The organism is Paracoccus sigandri, from assembly GCF_003709565.1.
Classification (GTDB): domain Bacteria; phylum Pseudomonadota; class Alphaproteobacteria; order Rhodobacterales; family Rhodobacteraceae; genus Paracoccus; species Paracoccus siganidrum.
The window spans coordinates 1-19,493 of the sequence record NZ_QNRC01000027.1 but is presented as its reverse complement, the minus strand read 5'-3'; the positions used below and the strand labels follow the sequence as shown (position 1 = coordinate 19,493).

The window sequence follows — 19,493 nt, the reverse complement described above, 5'->3', positions numbered from 1 at the left end:
GGCCGCGGGGGCGCATGGGTTCCCTTGCGGCAATCCGCACTCAGTTCCGGTCGGGCACCAGCTTGCCGGGGTTGAGGATGTCGCGCGGGTCCAGCGCCGCCTTGATCGCGCCCATGACCTGCCAGCCCTCGCCATGCTGCGCGGCCATCAGCCCGCGCTTGCCCACGCCGATGCCATGCTCGCCCGAGATGGTGCCGCCGACCGCGATGGCGCGTTCGGCCATGCGCGTGGCGACCTGCTTGGCGGCGGCGATCTCGGCGGCGTTCTCGGGGTCGACCAGCAGCAGCGTGTGGAAATTGCCGTCGCCGACATGGCCGACGATGGGGCCGACCAGGCCCGCCGCCTCGATATCGGCCACGGCGGCGGCAACGGCGGCGGGCAGTTCCGACATCGGCACGCAGACATCGGTGACGATGCCCCGCGCGCCGGGACGCAGCGCGAAGCTGGCGTGATAGGCGCCATGCCGCATCCGCCACAGCCGGGCGCGATCCTCGGTATTGCTGGCCCAGTCGAAGCCCTGCCCGCCGAATTCCCCGGCCAGCGCGCCGAAGGCCTCGGCATCCTCGCGCACGGCCACGGGCGAGCCGTGGAACTCGACCATCAGATGCGGCGTCTCGGGCAGGCCCGCCCCGGAATGCAGGTTGAAGGCGCGGGCCGAAGCGGCATCGACGAATTCGATCCGCGCCATGGGGATGCCCGACTGGATCGTCGCGGTGACGCATTCCACGGCATGGTCCAGCGTGTCGAAGGCGCAGACGGCGGCGGCGACCTCCTCGGGCTGGCCATGCAGGCGCAGGGTCAGCTCGGTGATGATCCCCAGCGTGCCCTCGGCGCCCACGAACAGCCCGGTCAGGTCGTAGCCCGCGCTGGATTTCGCCGCCCGCGTGCCGGTGCGGATGATGCGGCCGTCGGCCAGCACCACCTCCAGCGCCAGCACGTTGTCGCGCATCGTGCCATAGCGCACGGCGGTCGTGCCGCTGGCCCGCGTCGAGGCCATGCCGCCAAGGCTGGCATTGGCGCCGGGATCGACCGGGAAGAACAGCCCCGTGGTCCGCAATTCAGTGTTCAGCGCCTCGCGCGTGACGCCGGGCTGCACCGTCACCTGCATGTCGCCCGGCCGCACCTCCAGGATGCGGTCCATGCGCGACAGGTCCAGCGTCACCCCGCCGCGGGTGGCCAGCGCATGCCCCTCCAGCGAGGTGCCGGTGCCCCAGGGCACGACCGGCACCCCGGCCTCGGCGCAGGCGGCCAGGATGGCCGAGACCTCCTCGGCGCTGACCGGCCAGGCGACGGCATCGGGGGGCGGCGCATTGTGGAAGCTTTCGGAATGGGCGTGCTGCACAAGGTCGGGCGTGGCCAGCGACAGGCGGTCCTGCAGCAGCGCGCCCAGGCGGGCGGCGAGATCGGGATTCAGGCTCATGGGCAATCCTTTGCTTGTCCCCCGATATCTAGCGGCCCGATGAAACCAGGCAAAGCCCCCGGCGTTCTGTCATCAGCGGTTCACGAAAGCGCCATAGCCTGGCGCCCAGTGCCGCAGGATTGAACATCAGGACGCTGCGATAAATGCATTCCTCGCGTATTTCCCGCCTTCCGGCCGCCTCACGGACCGCCGAGGGGCTGCGCCCCGAAACCCCCGCGAAAGCCGACCATGCCTATGTCACGCTGGTGACCAATCCCGACTACCTGCCGGGCGCCGAGGCGCTGCTGCGCTCGCTGAAGCTGACCGGGACCGGCGCGGACCTGGCCGTCATGCATCGCGGCCTGGCGCCGGGGCAGCTGGCGCGGCTGCGGGCCCTGGGCGCGCGGCTGATCGCCGCCGACCTGCTGCCGACCTCGGAGGGTTTCGACCGCGCCCATGCTCGCGGCGCGCTGCATGCCCGCGCGGCCTTCACCCGCGGGGGCAAGCCCGATTTCCACACGCCGCTGGACAATTTCATCAAGCTGCGGCTGTGGCAGCTGGATTACGACCGCTGCGTCTTCATCGATGCCGACGCGATCGTGCTGCGCGATGTCGGCAAGCTGTTCCAGATGCCGGAATTCTGCGCCGCGCCGAATGTCTATGACGGGCTGGACGGCTTCCACCGGATGAATTCCGGCGTCTTCTCGGCCCGTCCCGATCCGCGCACCTTCCGCGACATGCTGGCCCGGCTGGACCAGCCCGGCGCCTTCTGGCGGCGCACCGACCAGACCTTCCTGCAGGACTATTTCCCCGACTGGCACGGGCTGTCGATCCATCACAACATGCTGCAGTATGTCTGGATCAACATGCCCGAGCTGTGGAGCTGGCAGGACATCCGCATCCTGCACTACCAGTACGAGAAGCCCTGGCAGGACCACGACAAGGCGCATCTGCTGCGCCCGCTGATCGATCTGTGGCGGGCCATCGCCTCGGGTCTGCCGGTGCCGGACCTGGCGGCGCAGGCCCGCCCCGCCGCCTGAGCCGATGCCGCCCCGCCCCCTGCGGCCCCGCCCCCTGCGAATCGCGCTGACCGGCGCCGGCGGCATCGTCGGCGGCTTCGTCCTGCGCGCCGCCCGCGCCGCCGGCCACCAGGTCACCGCGCTCGGCCGCGACGACGGCTGGCGCCTGGGCCTGCCCGCCGAGCTGCGCGGCCATGACGCGCTGATCCATTGCGCCTTCGCCCATGCGCCCGGCCGCTATCGCGGCGGCGAGGGCGACGATCCGCAGGGCTTCCGCAGCGCCAACCTGGACGGCTCGATCCGGCTCTTCGACGAGGCGGCCGCCGCCGGGCTGTCGCGCATCCTGTTCATGTCCTCGCGCGCCGTCCATGACGGCTGGCCCGCGGGCACGGCCCTGCTCGACGACCTGCCGCCCCGCCCCGCCAATCTCTACGGAGAGGTCAAGGCGCTGGCCGAGGCGCATCTGGCCGCCCTGCCGCTGGCCACGACCGCGATCCGCGCGACCGGCATCTACGGTCCCGGCCGGGCGAACAAGTGGCAGGGCCTCTTCGCCGATTACCTCGCCGGCAGGCCCGTCACCCCCCGCGTCGCAACCGAGATCCACGGCGCCGACCTCGCCGAGGCGGTGCTGCTCCTGCTTGCCCACCCCGCCCCGCCGGCGACGGTGAATGCCAGCGACCTGATCCTGGACCGCCGAGACCTGCTGAGGATGGTCGCGGCCCTGACCGACTGCCCCCACCCCCTGCCGGAGCGCGCCGACGCATCTGCGCTGTGCGTGCCGCGCTGCAAGGAACTGCACTCGATGGGCTGGCAACCCGGCGGGTTTCCCGGCCTGCGCCGCACCCTGCCGGACCTGCTGGACAGCGGGGGCGCTTCGCCCCCCGCACCCCCCGAGGATATTTGAAAGACCAAAGCAAGCCTGCCTCCGCTCCTGCTTTGGTCCTAAAAATATCCTCGGGGGTCCGGGGGCAGACAGCCCCCGGCGGTCGCGGGACGCGGGATCACGCGCGCCGGAGTGGCGCCATCCCGTGAACGCGCGCGCGCTTTCTCGGGTCGCTGTCGAACAGCGCCGCCAGCTGCTCGGTGATGGCGCCGGCCAGCTGCTCGGCATCGGTGATGGTCACCGCGCGTTCATAGTATCGGGTCACGTCATGGCCGATGCCGATGGCCAGCAGCTCGACCGCCCGTCTGCGCTCGACCATGGCGATCACGTCGCGCAGGTGCTTTTCCAGATAGTTGGCCGGGTTCACCGACAGGGTCGAATCATCGACCGGCGCCCCGTCCGAGATCACCATCAGGATCTTGCGCGCCTCGGCCCGCCGGACCAGCCGCTTGTGGGCCCATTCCAGCGCCTCGCCGTCGATATTCTCCTTCAGCAGGCCTTCCTTCATCATCAGGCCCAGGTTCGGCCGCACCCGCCGCCAGGGCGCGTCGGCGGCCTTGTAGATGATGTGGCGCAGGTCGTTCAGCCGGCCCGGCTGCGCGGGGCGGCCGGCCTGCAGCCAGGCCTCGCGCGCCTGCCCGCCCTTCCAGGCGCGGGTGGTGAAGCCCAGGATCTCGACCTTGACCGAGCAGCGTTCCAGCGTGCGGGCCAGCACGTCGGCGCAGATCGCGGCGATGGAGATCGGCCGGCCGCGCATCGAGCCCGAATTGTCGATCAAGAGCGTCACCACCGTATCGCGGAACTCGGTATCCTTCTCGACCTTGAAGCTGAGCGGCGTGGTCGGGTTCGCCACCACCCGCGCCAGGCGGCCCGCGTCCAGAACGCCCTCTTCCTTGTCGAATTCCCAGCTGCGGTTCTGCTGCGCCTGAAGCCGGCGCTGCAGCTTGTTGGCCAGGCGCGAGACCGCGCCGCGCAGGGGTTCCAGCTGCTTGTCCAGATAGGCGCGCAGCCGTTCCAGCTCGGCCGGGTCGGCCAGGTCCTCGGCGCGGATCTCCTCGTCCCATTGCTGCGAGAAGACCTTGTAGTCGGGCGAGGCCTCGCTGACCGGCGGGGGCAGGTCCGGCGGTGTCTCGGCCTCGGGCATCTCGGCCTCGTCGGTCAGCAGCTCGTCGGACTGGTCGTCCATGCTGACCTGGGCCTGGCGCTCGTCCTGCTGCTGTTCCTGCGACCGCTCGGGCGAGGATTCCGCGTCCTCGCCGTCGTCCTGGTCGCGGGACTGGTTGTCGCCGGCCTCTTCCTCCTGCTCGGCGTTTTCCTCGCCATCGTCCTGGTCGGGCTCGTCCGGGTCCTCGCCCAGCTGGTCGCCATAGCCCAGGTCGCTGATCACCCGCCGCGCCAGCCGCGCGAAGGCCGCCTGGTCGGCCAGCACCGCCTGCGCATCGGCCAGTGTCTCGCCGGCCTGCTGTTCCACGAAGGGGCGCCACAGATCGGCGACATGCTGCGCGCCGCGCGGCAATTCGCGCCCGGTGGCCGCCTGGCGCAGGATATAGCCCGCTGCCACCGACAGCGGCGCATCGGACGCGGCCTTGATCTGGGCATAGCCCTTCTTCTCGGCATCGGCGCCGATGCGGGCGTCGATATTGCTAAGCGCGCCGGGCATGTCGCGCGCGCCGAGCGCCTCGCAGCGGGCGGTCTCCATCGCCTCGTAAAGCTCTCGCGCCATCGGCCCCGAGGGCGCGAAGCGGGCATGGGTCGCCGCGTCGTGATGGCGCATCCGCATCGCCAGCGCATCGGCGGTGCCGCGCGCCAGCAGGATCTCGTCCCGCGTCATCCGGCGGCTGACCTGCGGCAGGCGCATCGTGTCGCCCGTCACCCCCGAGGGGTCGGCGCTGAAGGTCACGTTCAGCTCGCGCTCGTCTGCCAGGGCGCGGGTGGCCTCGGTCAGGGCCTTCTTGAACGGATCGGCGGGGTTGTCGGAATTCTTCATGCCCTACAGCATAGATCATTCCCGCCTGCGCGGGGCAAGGGGTCGCGGCGGGCCCCGCCGCCGGTTTTGCGGGGCCCGCGCGCAGATTCGCACGCCCCCTGTGCGGCCCTGCCCCTTGGCAAGTGGGACCCGATGGCCCAGCTTCGGCGTTGGCAGGATCGCAACCGCCGAAACGACAGGAGGGCATTTCATGGCCAAACCGCGCATCGCCGTCATCATCAGCTCCACCCGCAAGACCCGCTTCGCCGACAAGCCGGCCGCATGGCTGATGGAGCAGCTGAAGGATCACCCGGAACTGGATTTCGAACTGGTCGACCTGCGCGACCAGAACCTGCCCTTCTTCGACGAGCCGGCATCGAACCTGTGGATGCCGTCCTCGGACCCGAATGCCGTCGCCTGGCAGGAAAAGCTGGCGGGCTTCGACGGCTTCTTCTTCGTGGTGGCGGAATACAACCGCTCGATCACCGGGGCGCTGAAGAACGCGCTGGACCAGGCCTACAAGCAATGGGTGCGCAAGCCCTTCGCGGCCCTGGCCTATGGCAGCATGGGCGGCGCACGGGCGCTGGAGCATCTGCGCCTGATCGGGATCGAGCTTCAGATGGTGCCGCTGCGCAATGCCGTCCATATCGGCGGCAGCGACTTCTTCAAGGTCTTCCCCGGCGGCGGCGACGCCCCGATCAGCGAGATCGAGGAGAACCTGAAGCCCTCGCTGAAGGCGACGCTGGAGGAACTGGTCTGGTGGACCAAGGCCACCAAGGCGGCGCGCGGCTGAGGATGCGCGACAGGCGGCGCCGGCCGGGCGCCGCCTTCTGGCTGTCTTGGGATCCGGGCGGGCCGGCCTAGGACCCGTAGATCGGGAAGGCGTCGCAGAGCGCGCGGACCTCGGCGCGCACCTCGGCCTCGACCTGCGCGTCGCCCTCGGGGTTTTCCGACAGGGCCTTGATCACGCGCAGGATCAGGGCGCCGATCTTCTCGAACTCGGCCTCGCCAAAGCCGCGGGTGGTCCCGGCCGAGCTGCCCAGCCGGATGCCCGAGGTGACGAAGGGCTTCTCGGGATCGTTGGGGATGGCGTTCTTGTTGCAGGTCAGGCCGGCGCGCTCCAGCGCGATCTCGGCCGCCTTGCCGGTCACGCCCATCGGGCGCAGGTCGACCAGCACCATGTGGCTGTCGGTCCCGCCCGAGACGATCCCCAGCCCGCCGACCAGCAGCACATCGGCCAGCGCGCGGGCATTCTGGATCACCTGGCCCGCGTAATCGGCGAATTCGGGCCGCAGCGCCTCGCCGAAGGCCACGGCCTTGGCGGCGATCACATGCATCAGCGGACCGCCCTGGTTGCCGGGGAACACCGCGCTGTTGAGCTTCTTCGCGATGGCCTCGTCATTGGTCAGGATGATGCCGCCGCGCGGGCCGCGCAGGGTCTTGTGCGTGGTCGAGGTCACGACATGGGCATGGGCGACCGGGTTCGGATAATGCCCGCCCGCGATCAGCCCCGCGTAATGGGCCATGTCCACCATCAGCCAGGCCCCCACCTCGTCGGCGATCCTGCGGAAGCCCTCGAAATCGATCCGGCGCGGATAGGCCGAGGCGCCGGCGACGATCAGCTTCGGCCGGGTCTCCAGCGCCCGCGCGCGCACCTTTTCCATGTCCAGCACATGGGTGTCGGGCTCGACCTCGTAGGACACCACGTCGAACCACTTGCCCGACATGGTGACGGGCGAGCCATGGGTCAGGTGGCCGCCATGGGCCAGCGACAGGCCCATGATCCGGTCGCCCGGTTGCAACAGCGCCAGGAACACCGCCTGGTTGGCCTGGGCGCCGGAATGCGGCTGGACATTGGCGAATTCGGCGCCGAACAGCTGCTTCAGCCGGTCGATGGCCACCGCCTCGACCTTGTCGACGAATTCGCAGCCGCCGTAATAGCGCCGGCCGGGATAGCCCTCGGCATATTTGTTGGTCAGCACCGAGCCCTGCGCGGCCATGACATCGGCCGAGACGATGTTCTCGGACGCGATCAGCTCGATCTGGGTCTTCTGGCGGTCCAGTTCCTCGGCCACGGCGCTGGCGATCGCCGCATCCGAGATGCCGGTCTTGGGCAGACGGTCGAACATGTTGAATTTCCTCCGGGATCAGACGGTTTCGGCGGCAAGTTCCCTGCAGCCGGTGACAAGAAGATCGGCCAGGTGCGGCACGAAGCTGTTCCAGACATCCATGCGGAAGGCGTCGGGCGCGTCGCGCCACAGCACCACCGTCGCGCCGTCGAACAGCGTCCGGCGGCCTTCGCCCACCGCGACGCTGTCGATGTCGCGCGGGCAGCCGATGCTCAGCAGTTCCGCCGCGCGCGGGCCCGAGACCAAGAGCGTCACCTCGCGGCCCGAGACGTCCACCAGGCTGTGCGGATGGCTGGCATGAAGCGCGGCGCAGGCGGCCAGGATCCCGGCGACCTCGGCCTCGGGGGCCTGCAGGATCCATTCGTCGGGGCCCAGGCGCATCGTCTGGATGGCGCCACCCTGAACAGTGCCACCCTGGGCGCGTTGCCCGATCCGGCCGGGCAGCGCCAGTCCCAGCGCCGCCTCCAGCGGGGCCAGGTCGCCGCGCGCGCGCAGCGACAGCCGCCCGCAGGCCGGAGCGATCGCCACCCGCGCCGCAGTGGTATCGGCCAGCGCGCCGGGCGGGAAGGAAGAGATGGGAGCGTTCATCCTGGCCTCCGGGTCAGATTTTCAGTCGGGTGTTGTCGGGATCGACGAAGACGGTGCCGGTGATCTTCGCGGCAATCGTCCGGTCGGGCATCGGCACATGGACGGTCTCGCCCATCCGCTCATGCCCGCCCTCGACCAGCGCCAGCGCGATCGGCCGGCCCGCCGCGTCCGAGTGGTAGGACGAGGTGACATGGCCCACCAGCTTCATCGGGATCGCCTGCTTCGGGTCGAAGACGATCTGCGCCCCCTCCTCCAGCTTCGAGCCGTCCTCGGTCAGAAGCCCGACCAGCTGCTTGCGGGTCCCGGCCACCAGGTCGGGCCGCGCGAGGCCGCGCTTGCCGACGAAATCGGGCTTGGCCTTGCCGACCGCCCAGCCCATGCCCGCATCAAAGGGCGTGACCGTGCCGTCGGTGTCCTGGCCGACGATGATATAGCCCTTCTCGGCGCGCAACACGTGCATGGTCTCGGTGCCGTAGGCCACGATGCCGTATTGCTGGCCGGCCTGCCACAGCGTTTCCCACAGCTTGCGGCCCAGGGGCGCGGGGACGTTGACCTCGAAGCCGATCTCGCCGGTGAAGCTGACGCGGAACAGCCGCGCGGGCATCCCCGCCACCGTGCATTCGGCGCAGGACATGTGCGGGAAGGCGGCTTCCGTCAGCTCCACCCCCTCGACGAAGGGCGCCAGCAGCCTGGCCGCATTCGGGCCGTTCAGCGCGATGGTCGACCATTGCTCGGTGGTCGAGGTCAGCCAGACATTCAGGTCGGGCCATTCGGTCTGGAGATAGTCCTCCATCATGTTCAGCACCCGCGCCGCGCCACCCGTCGTCGTGGTGACGTGGAAGCGGTCCTCGGCCATGCGCCCGATCACCCCGTCGTCGCGGATGAAGCCGTCATCGCCCAAGAGCAGCCCGTAGCGGCAGCGACCGACGCCCAGTTTCGCCCAGGGGTTGGTATACATCCGCTCCATGAAGGTGACGGCATCGGGGCCGACGACCTCGATCTTGCCAAGCGTCGAGGCGTCGAAGATGCCGACGCTGGCGCGGGTCTGGCGGCATTCGCGGCGCACGGCGGCCTCCATATCCTCGCCCTGGCGGGGGAAGTACCAGGCGCGGCGCCACTGGCCGACCGGCTCGAAGACCGCGCCCTGTTCCTCGGCCCAGGCGTCGATCTGCGTCTTGCGGGTCAGCTCGAAATGCGTGCCGCGGTGATAGCCGGCGAAGGCGCCGAAGCTGGTCGGCGTATAGGGCGGGCGGAAGGTGGTCAGCCCGACCTGCGGCGCGGGCTTGCCAAGCGCGTCGGCGGCGATCATCAGCCCGTTGATGTTCGACATCTTGCCCTGGTCGGTCGCCATGCCGTTCGTCGTGTAGCGCTTCACATGCTCGATCGAGCGCATGCCTTCACGCACGGCCAGGCGCAGGTCCTTGGCGGTCACGTCGTTCTGATAGTCGACGAAGGCCTTGGCCTTGCCCGGATTGCGGTCGGTCGGCAGCTCCTTCATCGACACGCCGCTGCCGGTCCGGTCGTTCTGGACGTCATGAGCCAGGGCCGCGCCGGCCTTGCCGAGCGCCTGCGCCACCTCGCGGCCCATCTCGGCGCCGTCCCGCAGCGCCGCCGCGATCCCCCACAGCCCGCGCCCGGCACCGGCGATCACGCAATCCTCGGGCGTGAGGGCGGGCAGGAAGGTGGTGCGGTCCTCGTCCCAGGCCAGCTTGCCCTGGGTATGCGAAAACAGGTGCAGCGACGGCGTCCAGCCCCCCGACATCAAGAGCGCGTCGCATTTGATCGCCTGCCCCGCACCGACCTTCCCGTTCGTCACCGGATTGACCCGGACCGCGCTGACCCGCAGCCGCCCCGAGGTCGCCGTCACGGTATGGGACAGCCTGACCGGGATGCCGCGCGCGCGGGCCTCGTTCAGCAGTTCCTCGCGCACCGCGTCGCGCAGATCGACGATGGCCTGCACCCGCGCGCCCGCATCCTGCAGGTCGAACGCCGCATACCAGGCGCTGTCATGGCTGGTCAGGATCACCGGCGCGTCGCCCACCCGGACGCCGTAGCGGTTCAGATAGGTCTGGGCCGCGCCCGCCAGCATCACGCCGGGACGGTCGTTGCCGTGGAAGACCAGCGGCTTTTCCAGCGCGCCCTGCGCCAGCACCACCCGCCGCGCCCGGACCCGCCACAGCCGCTCGCGCGGGGTGTCGGCGGGCAGCACGTCGAGGTGGTCGGTCAGCCGCTGGCACAGCCCGATCAGGTTCTGGTGGTAATAGCCGATGGCGGTGGTGCGGGTCATGATCCGCACCCCCAGCGCCTTCAGCGCCTCCAGTTCCGCCGCCAGCCAGTCCCATGCCGGGCGCCCGTCGATCTGCGCCTGGGGTTCGGACAGCAGCGTGCCGCCGACTTCGGCATTCTCGTCCACCAGGACCACGCGCAGCCCCTCGGCCGCCGCCGCCCGCGCCGCCGCAAGGCCCGCGGGGCCGGCGCCGACGACCAGCACGTCGCAATGCAGGTTGCGCGAGGCATAGTGGTCCGGGTCCTCCTCGGTCGGCGCCACGCCAAGGCCGGCCGCCGCGCGGATGATCGGCTCGTAGACCCGGTGCCAGAAGCTTTTCGGCCACATGAAGGTCTTGTAGTAGAACCCGGCCGAAAACAGCATGTAGGCCGCGTCATTGACCGCGCCCAGATCCCATTTCAGGCTGGGAAACTTGTTCTGCGAGCTGGCCTCCAGCCCGTCGCGGATCTCCTGCATGGTGGCGCGGGTGTTCGGCTCGAACCGGCCCGGCCCGCGGCGGGTGCCGATCAGCGCGTTGGGTTCCTCGGATCCCGCCGCGACGGGGCCGCGCGGGCGGTGATACTTGAAGGACCGGCCCATCAGGTGGACGCCGTTGGCCAGAAGCGCCGAGGCGACCGTGTCGCCCCGCAGCCCGGCATAGGCGCGCCCGTCGAAGGTGAAGCGGACCGGCGCGCCGTGATCGACGCGGCCCTTTCCGGCGATGCGATAGCGGCTCATTCCGCGGCCTCCTTGATGGGCAGGGCGGCGCGCGGCTGGCCCGCCGGATAGGTGGTCAGGAAGCGGTCGCTGACCGTGTCGCGCACCGCGTTGAAGAAGCGCCCGCAGCCATGCAGGTGCCGCCAGCGCTCGTGATGCGGGCCGCGCGGGTTGCTGCGGATGAACAGGTAGCTTTCCCATTCCTCGTCGCTCAGCGCCGAGGGATCGGCCGGGCGCGCGATATGCGCCTCGCCGGCATAGGTGAACTCGGCCTCGGGCAGGGTTTCGTCGCAATAGGGGCAATGGATCAGAAGCATGGGCGTGTCCTCAATGCGCCATCATCGTGGCGCGCATCAATGCGCGACGGCGGCGGCGGCGGCCTCGTCGATCAGCCGGCCGCTGCGGAAGCGTTCCAGCGTGAAGGGGGCGTTGATCGGGTGCGGCTCGTCCTTGGCGATGGTCCAGGCGAAGACATGCGCGGCGCCCGGCGTGGCCTTGAAGCCGCCCGTCCCCCAGCCGCAATTGACATAGAGGTTCGGCACCGGCGTCTTGCCCAGGATGGCCGAGCGGTCGGGCGTCACGTCGACGATCCCGCCCCATTTCCTCAGCATCCGCATCCGGTTGAAGATCGGGAAGACCTCGGTGATCGCGGCGATGGTATGTTCGATCAGCGGCAGCCCGCCGCGCTGGGAATAGCTGGTATACTGGTCGGTGCCCGAGCCGATCACCAGCTCGCCCTTGTCGGACTGGCTGATATAGGCATGGACCGCATTCGACATGACCACGCAGGGGAAGCAGGGCTTCACCGGTTCGCTGACCAGGGCCTGCAGCGGATAGCTTTCCAAGGGCAGCCGCACGCCCGCCGTCTGCATCACCACCGAGGTATGGCCGGCGGCCGAGACCGCGACCTTCTTCGCGCGGATGAAGCCCTTCGCGGTTTCCACCCCCGCGACCGAGCCGTCGGCATTGCGCCGGATCGCCGTCACCGGGCAGTTCTGGATGATGTCCACGCCCCGCGCCGCCGCCCCGCGCGCATAGCCCCAGGCCACCGCGTCGTGCCGCGCCGTGCCCGCGCGTTCCTGCAGCGCCGCCCCCATCACCGGATAGCGCGCATTCGGCGAGATGTTCAGCGGCGGGCAGTATTCCTTGGCCTCCTGCACCGTCAGCCAGCGGTTGTCGACGCCGTTCAGCCGGTTCGCGTGGATGTGGCGCTTGAAGCTCTGCACGTCATGGACGTTGTGGGCCAGCATCAGCACGCCGCGCCGCGAATACATGACGTTGTAGTTCAGCTCCTGGCTGAGATTCTCCCACAGGTCGACCGCATGGTCATAGAGCCGCGCGCTCTCGTCATAGAGATAGTTCGAGCGGATGATTGTCGTGTTCCGGCCGGTATTGCCGCCGCCCAGCCAACCCTTGTCGATCACCGCGACATTGGTGATGCCGTGCTGGCTGGCCAGATAATAGGCCGCGCCCAGCCCGTGCCCGCCCGCGCCGACGATCACCACGTCATATTCCGCCCTGGGCTGGCTGTCGGGCCATTGCTCGGTCCAGTTCCGATGCCCGCCGAGGGCATTCTTCAGAAGCGAGAAGGCGTTGAAACGGGTCATGGTCAGGGCCGCCGGTTGAGGAAGGACTGGACGGAAGATGACGAATCTGCACAGGATGGGCGGGAAGATTTGCGCCATCCGAATTGCAGGTTCACGACATGGCCCAGACGAAACCACCCCCCGGCGCCCCCTCCTCGGGCGCGCCCGCCGGCAAGCGCCTGCGCGTCGCCTTCCTGCTGGCCGACCAGTTCACGCTGTCGGCCTTCGCCAATTTCGTGGACGTGCTGCGGCTGGCCGCGGACGAGGCCGACAAGTCGCGCCCGATCCTGTGCGACTGGACGGTGCTGTCGGACGGCACCGACATGATCCGCTCAAGCTGCGGGGTGCGGGTGCAGCCCGACACGCGGCTGCGCCATGCGGGCGGCTTCGACTATCTGGTGGTGGTGGGCGGGCTGATCAGCGACCGCGCGGCGCTGAGCGACGCGGCGCTGGATTTCCTGCGCGCGGCGGCGGCGGCGGGAACGCCGCTGGTCGGGCTCTGCACCGGCGTCTTCATCCTGCAGCGCGCCGGTCTGCTGAAGGGCTATCGCTGCTGCGTCAGCTGGTTCCACCACCAGGATTTCATCGACCGCTTCGACAGCGAGATGCCGGTCGCCGACCAGATCTTCGTGGTCGATCGCGACCGGCTGACCTGTTCGGGCGGGCATGGCGCCGCGCATCTGGCGGCCTTCCTGGTGCAGCGCCATATCGGCCAGTCGGCGGCGATCAAGAGCCTGAACATCATGATGATCGATGACGCGCTCAGCGGCGAGCGCGCCCAGCCCGGCCCGCTGCTGGCCCGCAAGCCCGGTGACGAGCTGGTCAAGCGCGCGGTGCTGCGGATGCAGCAGAACATCGAGGTGCCCCGGACCATCCAGGACCTGGCGCGGGACCTGGGCGTCGGGCGGCGCACGCTGGAGCGGCGCTTCCTGGCCGATATAAGGCAGACGCCGCTGAAGACCTATCTGGACCTGCGGCTGGACAAGGCGCTGCAGCGGCTGCGCGGCTCGGACAGCCCGATCACCGAGATCGCGCTGGCCTGCGGCTTCTGCGACGCGCCGCACCTGGCGCGGACGCTGAAGGCCGAGCGCGGCGTGACGCCGGCCGAATACCGCAAGGCGCAGGCCAGCCGCGACCCGGACCAGCCCGCCGTGGGCGTGCTGGTGCCGCCGCAGGGAAAATAGCCCGCGCGCGGCCCGGCGCTAGATGTCGAAGACCACGCCCTGCGCCAGCGGCAGCTGGCGGGAATAGTTGATCGTGCTGGTCTGCCGCCGCATATAGCCCTTCCAGGCGTCCGAGCCGCTTTCGCGCCCGCCGCCGGTCTCCTTCTCGCCGCCGAAGGCTCCGCCGATCTCGGCGCCCGAGGTGCCGATATTCACGTTGGCGATGCCGCAATCGGACCCCGCCGCCGACAGGAACAGCTCGCTTTCGCGCAGGTCGGTGGTGAAGATCGACGAGGACAGGCCCGCGCCGACGGCATTGTGCTGGGCGATGGCCTCGGACAGGTCATTGTGGCGCATGACATAGAGGATCGGGGCGAAGGTCTCCTCGGCGACCGGGCCGGCCTGGGCGGGCATCTCGACCAGCGCCGGGCGGGCATAGAAGGCGCTGTCGGGGCCGATGGCCAGGCGCTCGCCGCCATGGACGGTGCCGCCCGCGGCGCGGGCCGCCTCCAGCGCCTGCTGCATCGCCTCGAAGGCGGCGCGGTCGATCAGCGGGCCGACCAGCGCCTCGCCCTCCAGCGGGTTGCCGACGCTGACCGAGGCATAGGCCGCGACCAGCCGCGGCACCAGCGCGTCATAGACGCTGTCATGCACGAACAGCCGGCGCAGCGTGGTGCAGCGCTGGCCCGCCGTGCCCATCGCGCCGAAGGCGATGGCCCGCAGCGCCATGTCCAGATCGGCCGAGGGGCAGACGATCCCGGCATTGTTGCCGCCCAGTTCCAGGATCGAGCGGCCGAAGCGTTCCGCCACCTTCGGCCCGACGATGCGCCCCATCCGGGTCGAGCCGGTGGCCGAAACCAGCGGCACGTCGCGGCTGGCGACAAGCGCCTCGCCGATCTCGGGGCCGCCGATCAGCACCTGGGCCAGCCCGTCGGGCGCATCGCCGAAACGGGCCAGCGCGCGTTCCAGGATCGCCTGGGTGGCCAGCGCGGTCAGCGGCGACTTTTCCGAGGGCTTCCAGACCACGCTGTTGCCGCAGACCAGCGCCAGCGCCGCGTTCCAGGACCAGACCGCGACGGGGAAGTTGAAGGCCGAGATGACGCCGACGACGCCAAGCGGGTGCCAGGTCTCCATCATCCGGTGGCCGGGCCGTTCCGAGGCGATGGTCAGCCCGTAGAGCTGGCGCGACAGGCCCAGGGCGAAGTCGCAGATGTCGATCATCTCCTGCACCTCGCCCAGCCCCTCGGAGGGGATCTTGCCCGCCTCGATCGAGACCAGCGCGCCCAGGTCGTCCTTGGCGGCGCGCAGCTCCTCGCCCAGCAGGCGGACCAGCTCGCCGCGCCGGGGGGCGGGGACATTGCGCCAGGTCTCGAAGGCGGATTTCGCGCGGGCGATGGCGCGGGCGGCGGTCTCGGGCGTGTCGGGCGTCAGGCGGGCGATCTCCTCGCCGGTGACGGGGGTGACGCCGGGCATGGTGCCGCCGGTCCAGCGGGCAGGCGCGACGCCAAGGCGGCTGAGGATCGCGGCGGTCTTGTCGGCGATGGATTGGGTCATGGCGGCTGCGTCCCTGTCATTCGGTTTCCCTTTCGCGGCTAGCATAACCGCCCGGCCGGGTCTTTCGCTGAATCCGGCTGACTTGATGCGGAACCGGAATGAACCCATGCGCGCCGGATCATCCCGCCCGGCCCCCATCCGCGCCCGCCCCGCCCGCGCCAGTCTCGGCCATTTCCGCAAGAAGCCAGTCGCGGAACCACGCCAGCGGGCCCTCGGCCGGGCGGTCGCGCGGCCAGCACAGGTAATAGGCTTCCTCGCCCCGCCAGAGCAGCGGCAGGGCAGCCACCAGCCGGCCCGAGGCCAGGTCGTCCGCGAACAGGAATTCGGGCAGCAGGGCGACGCCCAGCCCCGCCGCCGCCGCCTCGGCCAGGATCGAGAACTGGTCGAACAGCATCCCCTGGACGCCCCGGTCGCAGGCCCCGTAATGGCGCAGCCAGCGTTCCCAGGCATCGGGGCGCGAGGTCAGGTGCAGAAGCGGCGCATCGCGCAGGTCGGCCGGTTCGCGAAAGCCACAGCGCGCGGCCAGCGCCGGCGCGCAAAGCGGCAGCACCGATTCGCCGCGCAGCGGGACCATCCCCGCCTCGGGCCAGTCGGGCAGGCCGAAATGGATGGCCGCGTCGATCACGTCCTGGCGGAAATCGAACCGGGCCGGCCGGGCCAGCAGGTTCAGCATCGCCCCCGGATGGCGCTCCAGGAAGCCCGGCAGTCGCGGCGCCAGCCAGCGCGCGGCGAAGGTGGGCGGCGCGGCAACGGTCAGCGTCCCGCCGCCCGGATTGGCGCGCAGGTTCAGCGAGGCGTCCGAGATCTTGCGCAGCGCGTCGCGGATCTCTTGCGCATAGGCCTGACCGCCGGGGGTCAGCCGGATCTTCTGCTTCTCGCGCAGGAAAAGCTCCAGCCCCAGCTGCCCCTCCAGCGCCTTGATCTGGCGCGAGACGGCGGATTGGGTCAGCGACAGCTCGGCCGCGGCCTGGGTGATCGAGCCGGTCCTTGCGGCGGCCTCGAAGGCCGCCAGCAGCGGCAGCGAGGGAAGAAAGCGGCGGGGGGCGTGAATGGACATTCCGAAACGGCATGAGATCGTGAGAAACGCACGATAGCCTAGCGCAGCGTTTCGGCGGAAGAAAGGACGGCGGGACCCTCGCGCAGGACGGGACCGACATGAGGCCGACCATGCTGAACGATCCCCTCACCCACGGGCTTTGGGAACAGACCGCGCCGCCGCCCCCGGACACGCCCCGGCTGGGGGGCGACATTGCCGCCGAGGTGGCGGTGATCGGCGCCGGCTATACCGGGCTGTCGGCGGCGCTGCACCTGGCCGGGCGCGGGGTCGACACCGCCCTGCTGGAAGCGGTCGAGATCGGCTTCGGCGGCGCGGGGCGCAATGTCGGGCTGGTCAATGCCGGGATGTGGGTGATGCCCGAGGCGCTGGCCGGCACCCTTGGCCCGGAGATGGGCGCGCGTCTGATCGGCTTTCTGGGCGAGGCCCCGGCGCTGGTCTGGGACATCGTGAACCGCCACGCCATCGCTTGCGAGGCGCAGCCGGTCGGCACGCTGCACGCCGCCTTCGGCCGCGCGGGCCGGGCAGAGATCGCCGAGCGCGCGCGGCAATGGCAGGCGCGCGGCGCGCCGGTCGAGCTGCTGGACAAGACCGAGGCGGCGGCGATGCTGGGCACGACGCATTTCGAGGGCGCGCTTCTGGATCGCCGCGCCGGCACGATCCAGCCGCTGGCCTATGCGCGCGGCCTGGCGCGGGCGGCGCAGGGGCTGGGGGCGCGGATCTTCACCGCCTCGCCGGCGACCGGGCTGGAGAGCGCCGCGACCGGCTGGCGGATCCGCACCCCAGACGGCAGCCTGACCGCGCGCCATGTGGTCTTCGCCACCGACGCCTATACCCGCCACCTGATGCCCGACATCGCCCGCCAGCAGGTGCCGCTGCCCTATTTCAACCTGGCGACCCCGCCCCTGCCCGACGATGTGGCCCACACGATCCTGCCGGGGCGTCAGGGCGCATGGGACACGCGGCAGGTGCTGACGTCCTTCCGGCTGGACGCGGCGAACCGGCTGGTCTTCGGCTCGGTCGGGGCGCTGCGCAATGGCGGGCTGGCGGTGCATCGCGCCTGGGCCGGCCGGGCGATCGGGCGGATCTTCCCGCAGATCGGCACGCCGCGTTTCGAGGCCGGATGGCATGGCCGGATCGGCATGACCTCGGACAACCTGCCGCGCTTTCACCGGCTGGAGGACGGGGTCTTCGCCATCTGCGGCTATAACGGCCGGGGCATCGCGCCCGGCACCGCCTTCGGCGCGGCGCTGGCCGCCCTGCTGACGGGCGATCTGCCCGAGGCGCGGATGCCGCTGCCCCTGACCCGCCCCGCCCCGGCCGCGCTGCGCGCCCTGCGCGGCGCCCTGATCGAGGCCGGCGCGCAGCTGGCCCACCTGGCCGGCGCGCGGATCTGACGCCCCGGCCGCGAAACGGGAACAGCCGCCCGGACGGGGCGGCTGTCATCATGGTTGGGGCCGTGCCGGCGGGCGCGGGGCTCAGCCCACCCTGACGCCGCGCGGCGGGACCGAGGCCTCGCGGCGGGCGCGCAGTTCCTCGGCCACCAGGAAGGCCAGCTCCAGCGACTGGCTGGCGTTCAGGCGCGGGTCGCAGGCGGTGTGATAGCGGTCCGACAGGTCCTCGTCCGTCACCGCGCGCACGCCGCCGGTGCATTCGGTCACGTCCTTGCCGGTCATCTCGAAATGCACGCCGCCGGGGATGGTGCCCTCGGCCTTGTGGATGGCGAAGAACTCGCGCACCTCGCGCAGCACCGCGTCGAAGGGCCGGGTCTTGTAGCCGGTCGCCGACTTGATCGTGTTGCCATGCATCGGATCGCAGGACCAGACGACATTGGCGCCCTCCTGCCGCACCGCCGCGATCAGGCGCGGCAGGTGATCGCCGACCTGGCCGGCGCCGAAGCGCGCGATCAGCGTCAGCCGGCCGGCCTCGTTGGCCGGGTTCAGCTTGGCCATCAGCACCTTCAGGTCCTCGGCCGTGGTCGAGGGGCCGCATTTCAGCCCGATCGGGTTCTGCACGCCGCGGCAGAACTCGACATGCGCGCCGTCCGGCTGGCGGGTGCGGTCGCCGATCCAGATCATGTGGCCCGAGCCCGCCACCGGCAGGCCGGTGGTCGAATCGACGCGGGCCAGCGCCTCTTCGTATTCCAGCAGCAGCGCCTCGTGGCTGGTGTAGAAATCGACCTTGGACAGCTGGTGCGCGGTGTCCGAATTTACCCCGGCCGCCTGCATGAAGGCCATGGCGTCGCGGATCCGGTCGGCGATGTCGCGATATTTCGCGGCCTCGGGGCCGCCGACGAAATCGGCGATCCAGCTTTGCACCCGGTGCATGTCCGCGAAACCGCCGGTCGAGAAGGCCCGCAGCAGGTTCAGCGAGGCCGCCGCCTGGGTATAGGCCGCCAGCATCCGCTGCGGATCGGGGATTCGCGCCTCGGGCGTGAAGTCGAAGCCGTTGATGATGTCACCGCGATAGCTGGGCAGCTCGACCCCGCCCACCACCTCGGTCGGCGCGGAGCGCGGCTTGGCGAACTGGCCGGCCATGCGGCCGACCTTGACCACCGGCAGTTGCGCGCCCCAGGTCAGCACCACGGCCATCTGCAGCAGCACCTTGAAGGTGTCGCGCAGGTTGTCGGCGCTGAATTCGCCGAAGCTTTCGGCGCAATCGCCGCCCTGCAGCAGGAAGGCCCGGCCGGCCGCGACCTCGGCCAGCTGATCGCGGAGGCGCCGCGCCTCGCCTGCAAATACCAGCGGCGGATAGCGGCGCAGCTGCGCCTCGGCCGCGGCCAATGCCTCGGGATCGGTATAGTCGGGCATCTGGACGCGCGGATAGGCGCGCCAGCCGGCCTTGTCCCAGGCGGGGGTGGCGGCGGTGATGCGGTTCTCCTGCGTCATGGCAAGTGCTCCTTGAGAATGGGTCGGGCCGGTATAATCCTTACCGACCGTCAGGGGAAGGCCCGAGAGGCGCGATCGCGGCGGCGGCGCGGCGGCCTCGCGGCCCTTGCGGCAAGGGCGAAACCCTGATGATATTCCCGGCTGGAACCCGCGCGAGACAGCCCCATGCCATCCGTCAAGCCCCGCCGCTTCACCTTCCTTCTGCTGGACAGCTTCACGATGCTGCCCTTCAGCGCCGCGATCGAGCCCCTGCGGCTGGCCAACCGCGCCGAGGGCGGGCC

15 protein-coding genes are annotated in these 19,493 nt (G+C 70.5%); 5 read left to right on the top strand and 10 right to left on the bottom strand.

What is annotated here, in order from left to right; all coding sequences use genetic code 11:
• Positions 1-40: 40 nt before the first annotated feature.
• A complete protein-coding gene (locus C9E82_RS18720; protein WP_119899420.1) occupies positions 41-1,420 on the bottom strand; it encodes an FAD-binding oxidoreductase in 1,380 nt (459 codons plus the stop codon).
• Positions 1,421-1,563: 143 nt separating this feature from the next.
• Between C9E82_RS18720 and C9E82_RS18715 the strand changes: the two genes are divergently transcribed.
• Both C9E82_RS18715 and C9E82_RS18710 read left to right on the top strand, forming a co-directional pair.
• Positions 1,564-2,439 carry a glycosyltransferase gene (locus C9E82_RS18715; RefSeq protein ID WP_122449355.1) on the top strand — a complete coding sequence of 292 codons (876 nt, stop codon included), beginning with the start codon at positions 1,564-1,566 and terminating at the stop codon, positions 2,437-2,439.
• A 34-nt stretch (positions 2,440-2,473) separates the two neighbouring features.
• Complete coding sequence (locus tag C9E82_RS18710; RefSeq protein ID WP_122449359.1) at positions 2,474-3,322, top strand: NAD-dependent epimerase/dehydratase family protein; 849 nt, start codon at positions 2,474-2,476, stop codon at positions 3,320-3,322.
• 97 nt (positions 3,323-3,419) lie between these two features.
• Here the strand turns inward: C9E82_RS18710 and cobT are convergent, their stop codons facing one another.
• Positions 3,420-5,288, bottom strand: a complete 1,869-nt coding sequence (gene cobT / locus C9E82_RS18705; RefSeq protein WP_119900325.1) for a cobaltochelatase subunit CobT — start codon at positions 5,286-5,288, stop codon at positions 3,420-3,422.
• Positions 5,289-5,478: 190 nt separating this feature from the next.
• Between cobT and C9E82_RS18700 the strand changes: the two genes are divergently transcribed.
• Positions 5,479-6,060, top strand: coding sequence for an NADPH-dependent FMN reductase (locus tag C9E82_RS18700; protein WP_119900324.1), 582 nt, complete (start codon positions 5,479-5,481; stop codon positions 6,058-6,060).
• 67 nt (positions 6,061-6,127) lie between these two features.
• On the opposite strand, the gene glyA is transcribed toward C9E82_RS18700, so the two are convergent.
• Genes glyA through C9E82_RS18675 form a run of 5 tightly spaced genes read right to left on the bottom strand, consistent with a single transcriptional unit; the run spans position 6,128 to position 12,574 of the window.
• Positions 6,128-7,396: a serine hydroxymethyltransferase gene (gene glyA, locus C9E82_RS18695; RefSeq protein ID WP_119900323.1), complete on the bottom strand. Its 1,269-nt coding sequence runs from the start codon at positions 7,394-7,396 to the stop codon at positions 6,128-6,130.
• An 18-nt stretch (positions 7,397-7,414) separates the two neighbouring features.
• Positions 7,415-7,984, bottom strand: coding sequence for a sarcosine oxidase subunit gamma family protein (soxG, locus tag C9E82_RS18690; protein WP_119900322.1), 570 nt, complete (start codon positions 7,982-7,984; stop codon positions 7,415-7,417).
• Positions 7,985-7,997: 13 nt separating this feature from the next.
• The gene (locus tag C9E82_RS18685; RefSeq protein ID WP_119900321.1) at positions 7,998-10,988 is read right to left on the bottom strand and encodes a sarcosine oxidase subunit alpha; all 2,991 of its coding nucleotides are present in this window, start codon (positions 10,986-10,988) and stop codon (positions 7,998-8,000) included.
• The gene (locus tag C9E82_RS18680) at positions 10,985-11,284 is read right to left on the bottom strand and encodes a sarcosine oxidase subunit delta (RefSeq protein WP_119900320.1); all 300 of its coding nucleotides are present in this window, start codon (positions 11,282-11,284) and stop codon (positions 10,985-10,987) included. Before C9E82_RS18680 ends, C9E82_RS18685 begins: the two co-directional genes overlap by 4 nt.
• A gap of 36 nt (positions 11,285-11,320) precedes the next feature.
• On the bottom strand, positions 11,321-12,574 hold the full coding sequence (locus C9E82_RS18675) for a sarcosine oxidase subunit beta family protein (protein ID WP_119900328.1): 1,254 nt from the start codon (positions 12,572-12,574) through the stop codon (positions 11,321-11,323).
• Positions 12,575-12,672: 98 nt separating this feature from the next.
• Between C9E82_RS18675 and C9E82_RS18670 the strand changes: the two genes are divergently transcribed.
• Entirely contained in the window at positions 12,673-13,737 is a 1,065-nt protein-coding gene (locus C9E82_RS18670; RefSeq protein WP_119900319.1) for a GlxA family transcriptional regulator, read from the top strand.
• Positions 13,738-13,755: 18 nt separating this feature from the next.
• On the opposite strand, the gene amaB is transcribed toward C9E82_RS18670, so the two are convergent.
• The gene (gene amaB / locus C9E82_RS18665) at positions 13,756-15,270 is read right to left on the bottom strand and encodes an L-piperidine-6-carboxylate dehydrogenase (protein ID WP_119900318.1); all 1,515 of its coding nucleotides are present in this window, start codon (positions 15,268-15,270) and stop codon (positions 13,756-13,758) included.
• 118 nt (positions 15,271-15,388) lie between these two features.
• Entirely contained in the window at positions 15,389-16,327 is a 939-nt protein-coding gene (locus C9E82_RS18660) for a LysR substrate-binding domain-containing protein (RefSeq protein ID WP_170162151.1), read from the bottom strand.
• Positions 16,328-16,437: 110 nt separating this feature from the next.
• On the opposite strand from C9E82_RS18660, the gene C9E82_RS18655 reads away from it, so the two are divergent.
• Positions 16,438-17,721, top strand: a complete 1,284-nt coding sequence (locus tag C9E82_RS18655) for an NAD(P)/FAD-dependent oxidoreductase (protein WP_119900317.1) — start codon at positions 16,438-16,440, stop codon at positions 17,719-17,721.
• Positions 17,722-17,802: 81 nt separating this feature from the next.
• Here C9E82_RS18655 and C9E82_RS18650 read toward each other — a convergent pair whose 3' ends face one another.
• Positions 17,803-19,212: a class II 3-deoxy-7-phosphoheptulonate synthase gene (locus C9E82_RS18650; RefSeq protein WP_119900316.1), complete on the bottom strand. Its 1,410-nt coding sequence runs from the start codon at positions 19,210-19,212 to the stop codon at positions 17,803-17,805.
• Positions 19,213-19,493 lie beyond the last annotated feature (281 nt).

Bases quoted from the DNA above. Each gene is read 5' to 3' on its own strand.
- C9E82_RS18720 (WP_119899420.1), bottom strand. From the start codon at position 1,420: ATGAGCCTGAATCCCGATCTCGCCGCCCGCCTGGGCGCGCTGCTGCAG.
- C9E82_RS18715 (WP_122449355.1), top strand. From the start codon at position 1,564: ATGCATTCCTCGCGTATTTCCCGCCTTCCGGCCGCCTCACGGACCGCC.
- cobT (WP_119900325.1), bottom strand. From the start codon at position 5,288: ATGAAGAATTCCGACAACCCCGCCGATCCGTTCAAGAAGGCCCTGACC.
- C9E82_RS18700 (WP_119900324.1), top strand. From the start codon at position 5,479: ATGGCCAAACCGCGCATCGCCGTCATCATCAGCTCCACCCGCAAGACC.
- glyA (WP_119900323.1), bottom strand. From the start codon at position 7,396: ATGTTCGACCGTCTGCCCAAGACCGGCATCTCGGATGCGGCGATCGCC.
- soxG (WP_119900322.1), bottom strand. From the start codon at position 7,984: ATGAACGCTCCCATCTCTTCCTTCCCGCCCGGCGCGCTGGCCGATACC.
- C9E82_RS18685 (WP_119900321.1), bottom strand. From the start codon at position 10,988: ATGAGCCGCTATCGCATCGCCGGAAAGGGCCGCGTCGATCACGGCGCG.
- C9E82_RS18680 (WP_119900320.1), bottom strand. From the start codon at position 11,284: ATGCTTCTGATCCATTGCCCCTATTGCGACGAAACCCTGCCCGAGGCC.
- C9E82_RS18675 (WP_119900328.1), bottom strand. From the start codon at position 12,574: ATGACCCGTTTCAACGCCTTCTCGCTTCTGAAGAATGCCCTCGGCGGG.
- C9E82_RS18670 (WP_119900319.1), top strand. From the start codon at position 12,673: ATGGCCCAGACGAAACCACCCCCCGGCGCCCCCTCCTCGGGCGCGCCC.
- amaB (WP_119900318.1), bottom strand. From the start codon at position 15,270: ATGACCCAATCCATCGCCGACAAGACCGCCGCGATCCTCAGCCGCCTT.
- C9E82_RS18660 (WP_170162151.1), bottom strand. From the start codon at position 16,327: ATGTCCATTCACGCCCCCCGCCGCTTTCTTCCCTCGCTGCCGCTGCTG.
- C9E82_RS18655 (WP_119900317.1), top strand. From the start codon at position 16,438: ATGCTGAACGATCCCCTCACCCACGGGCTTTGGGAACAGACCGCGCCG.
- C9E82_RS18650 (WP_119900316.1), bottom strand. From the start codon at position 19,212: ATGACGCAGGAGAACCGCATCACCGCCGCCACCCCCGCCTGGGACAAG.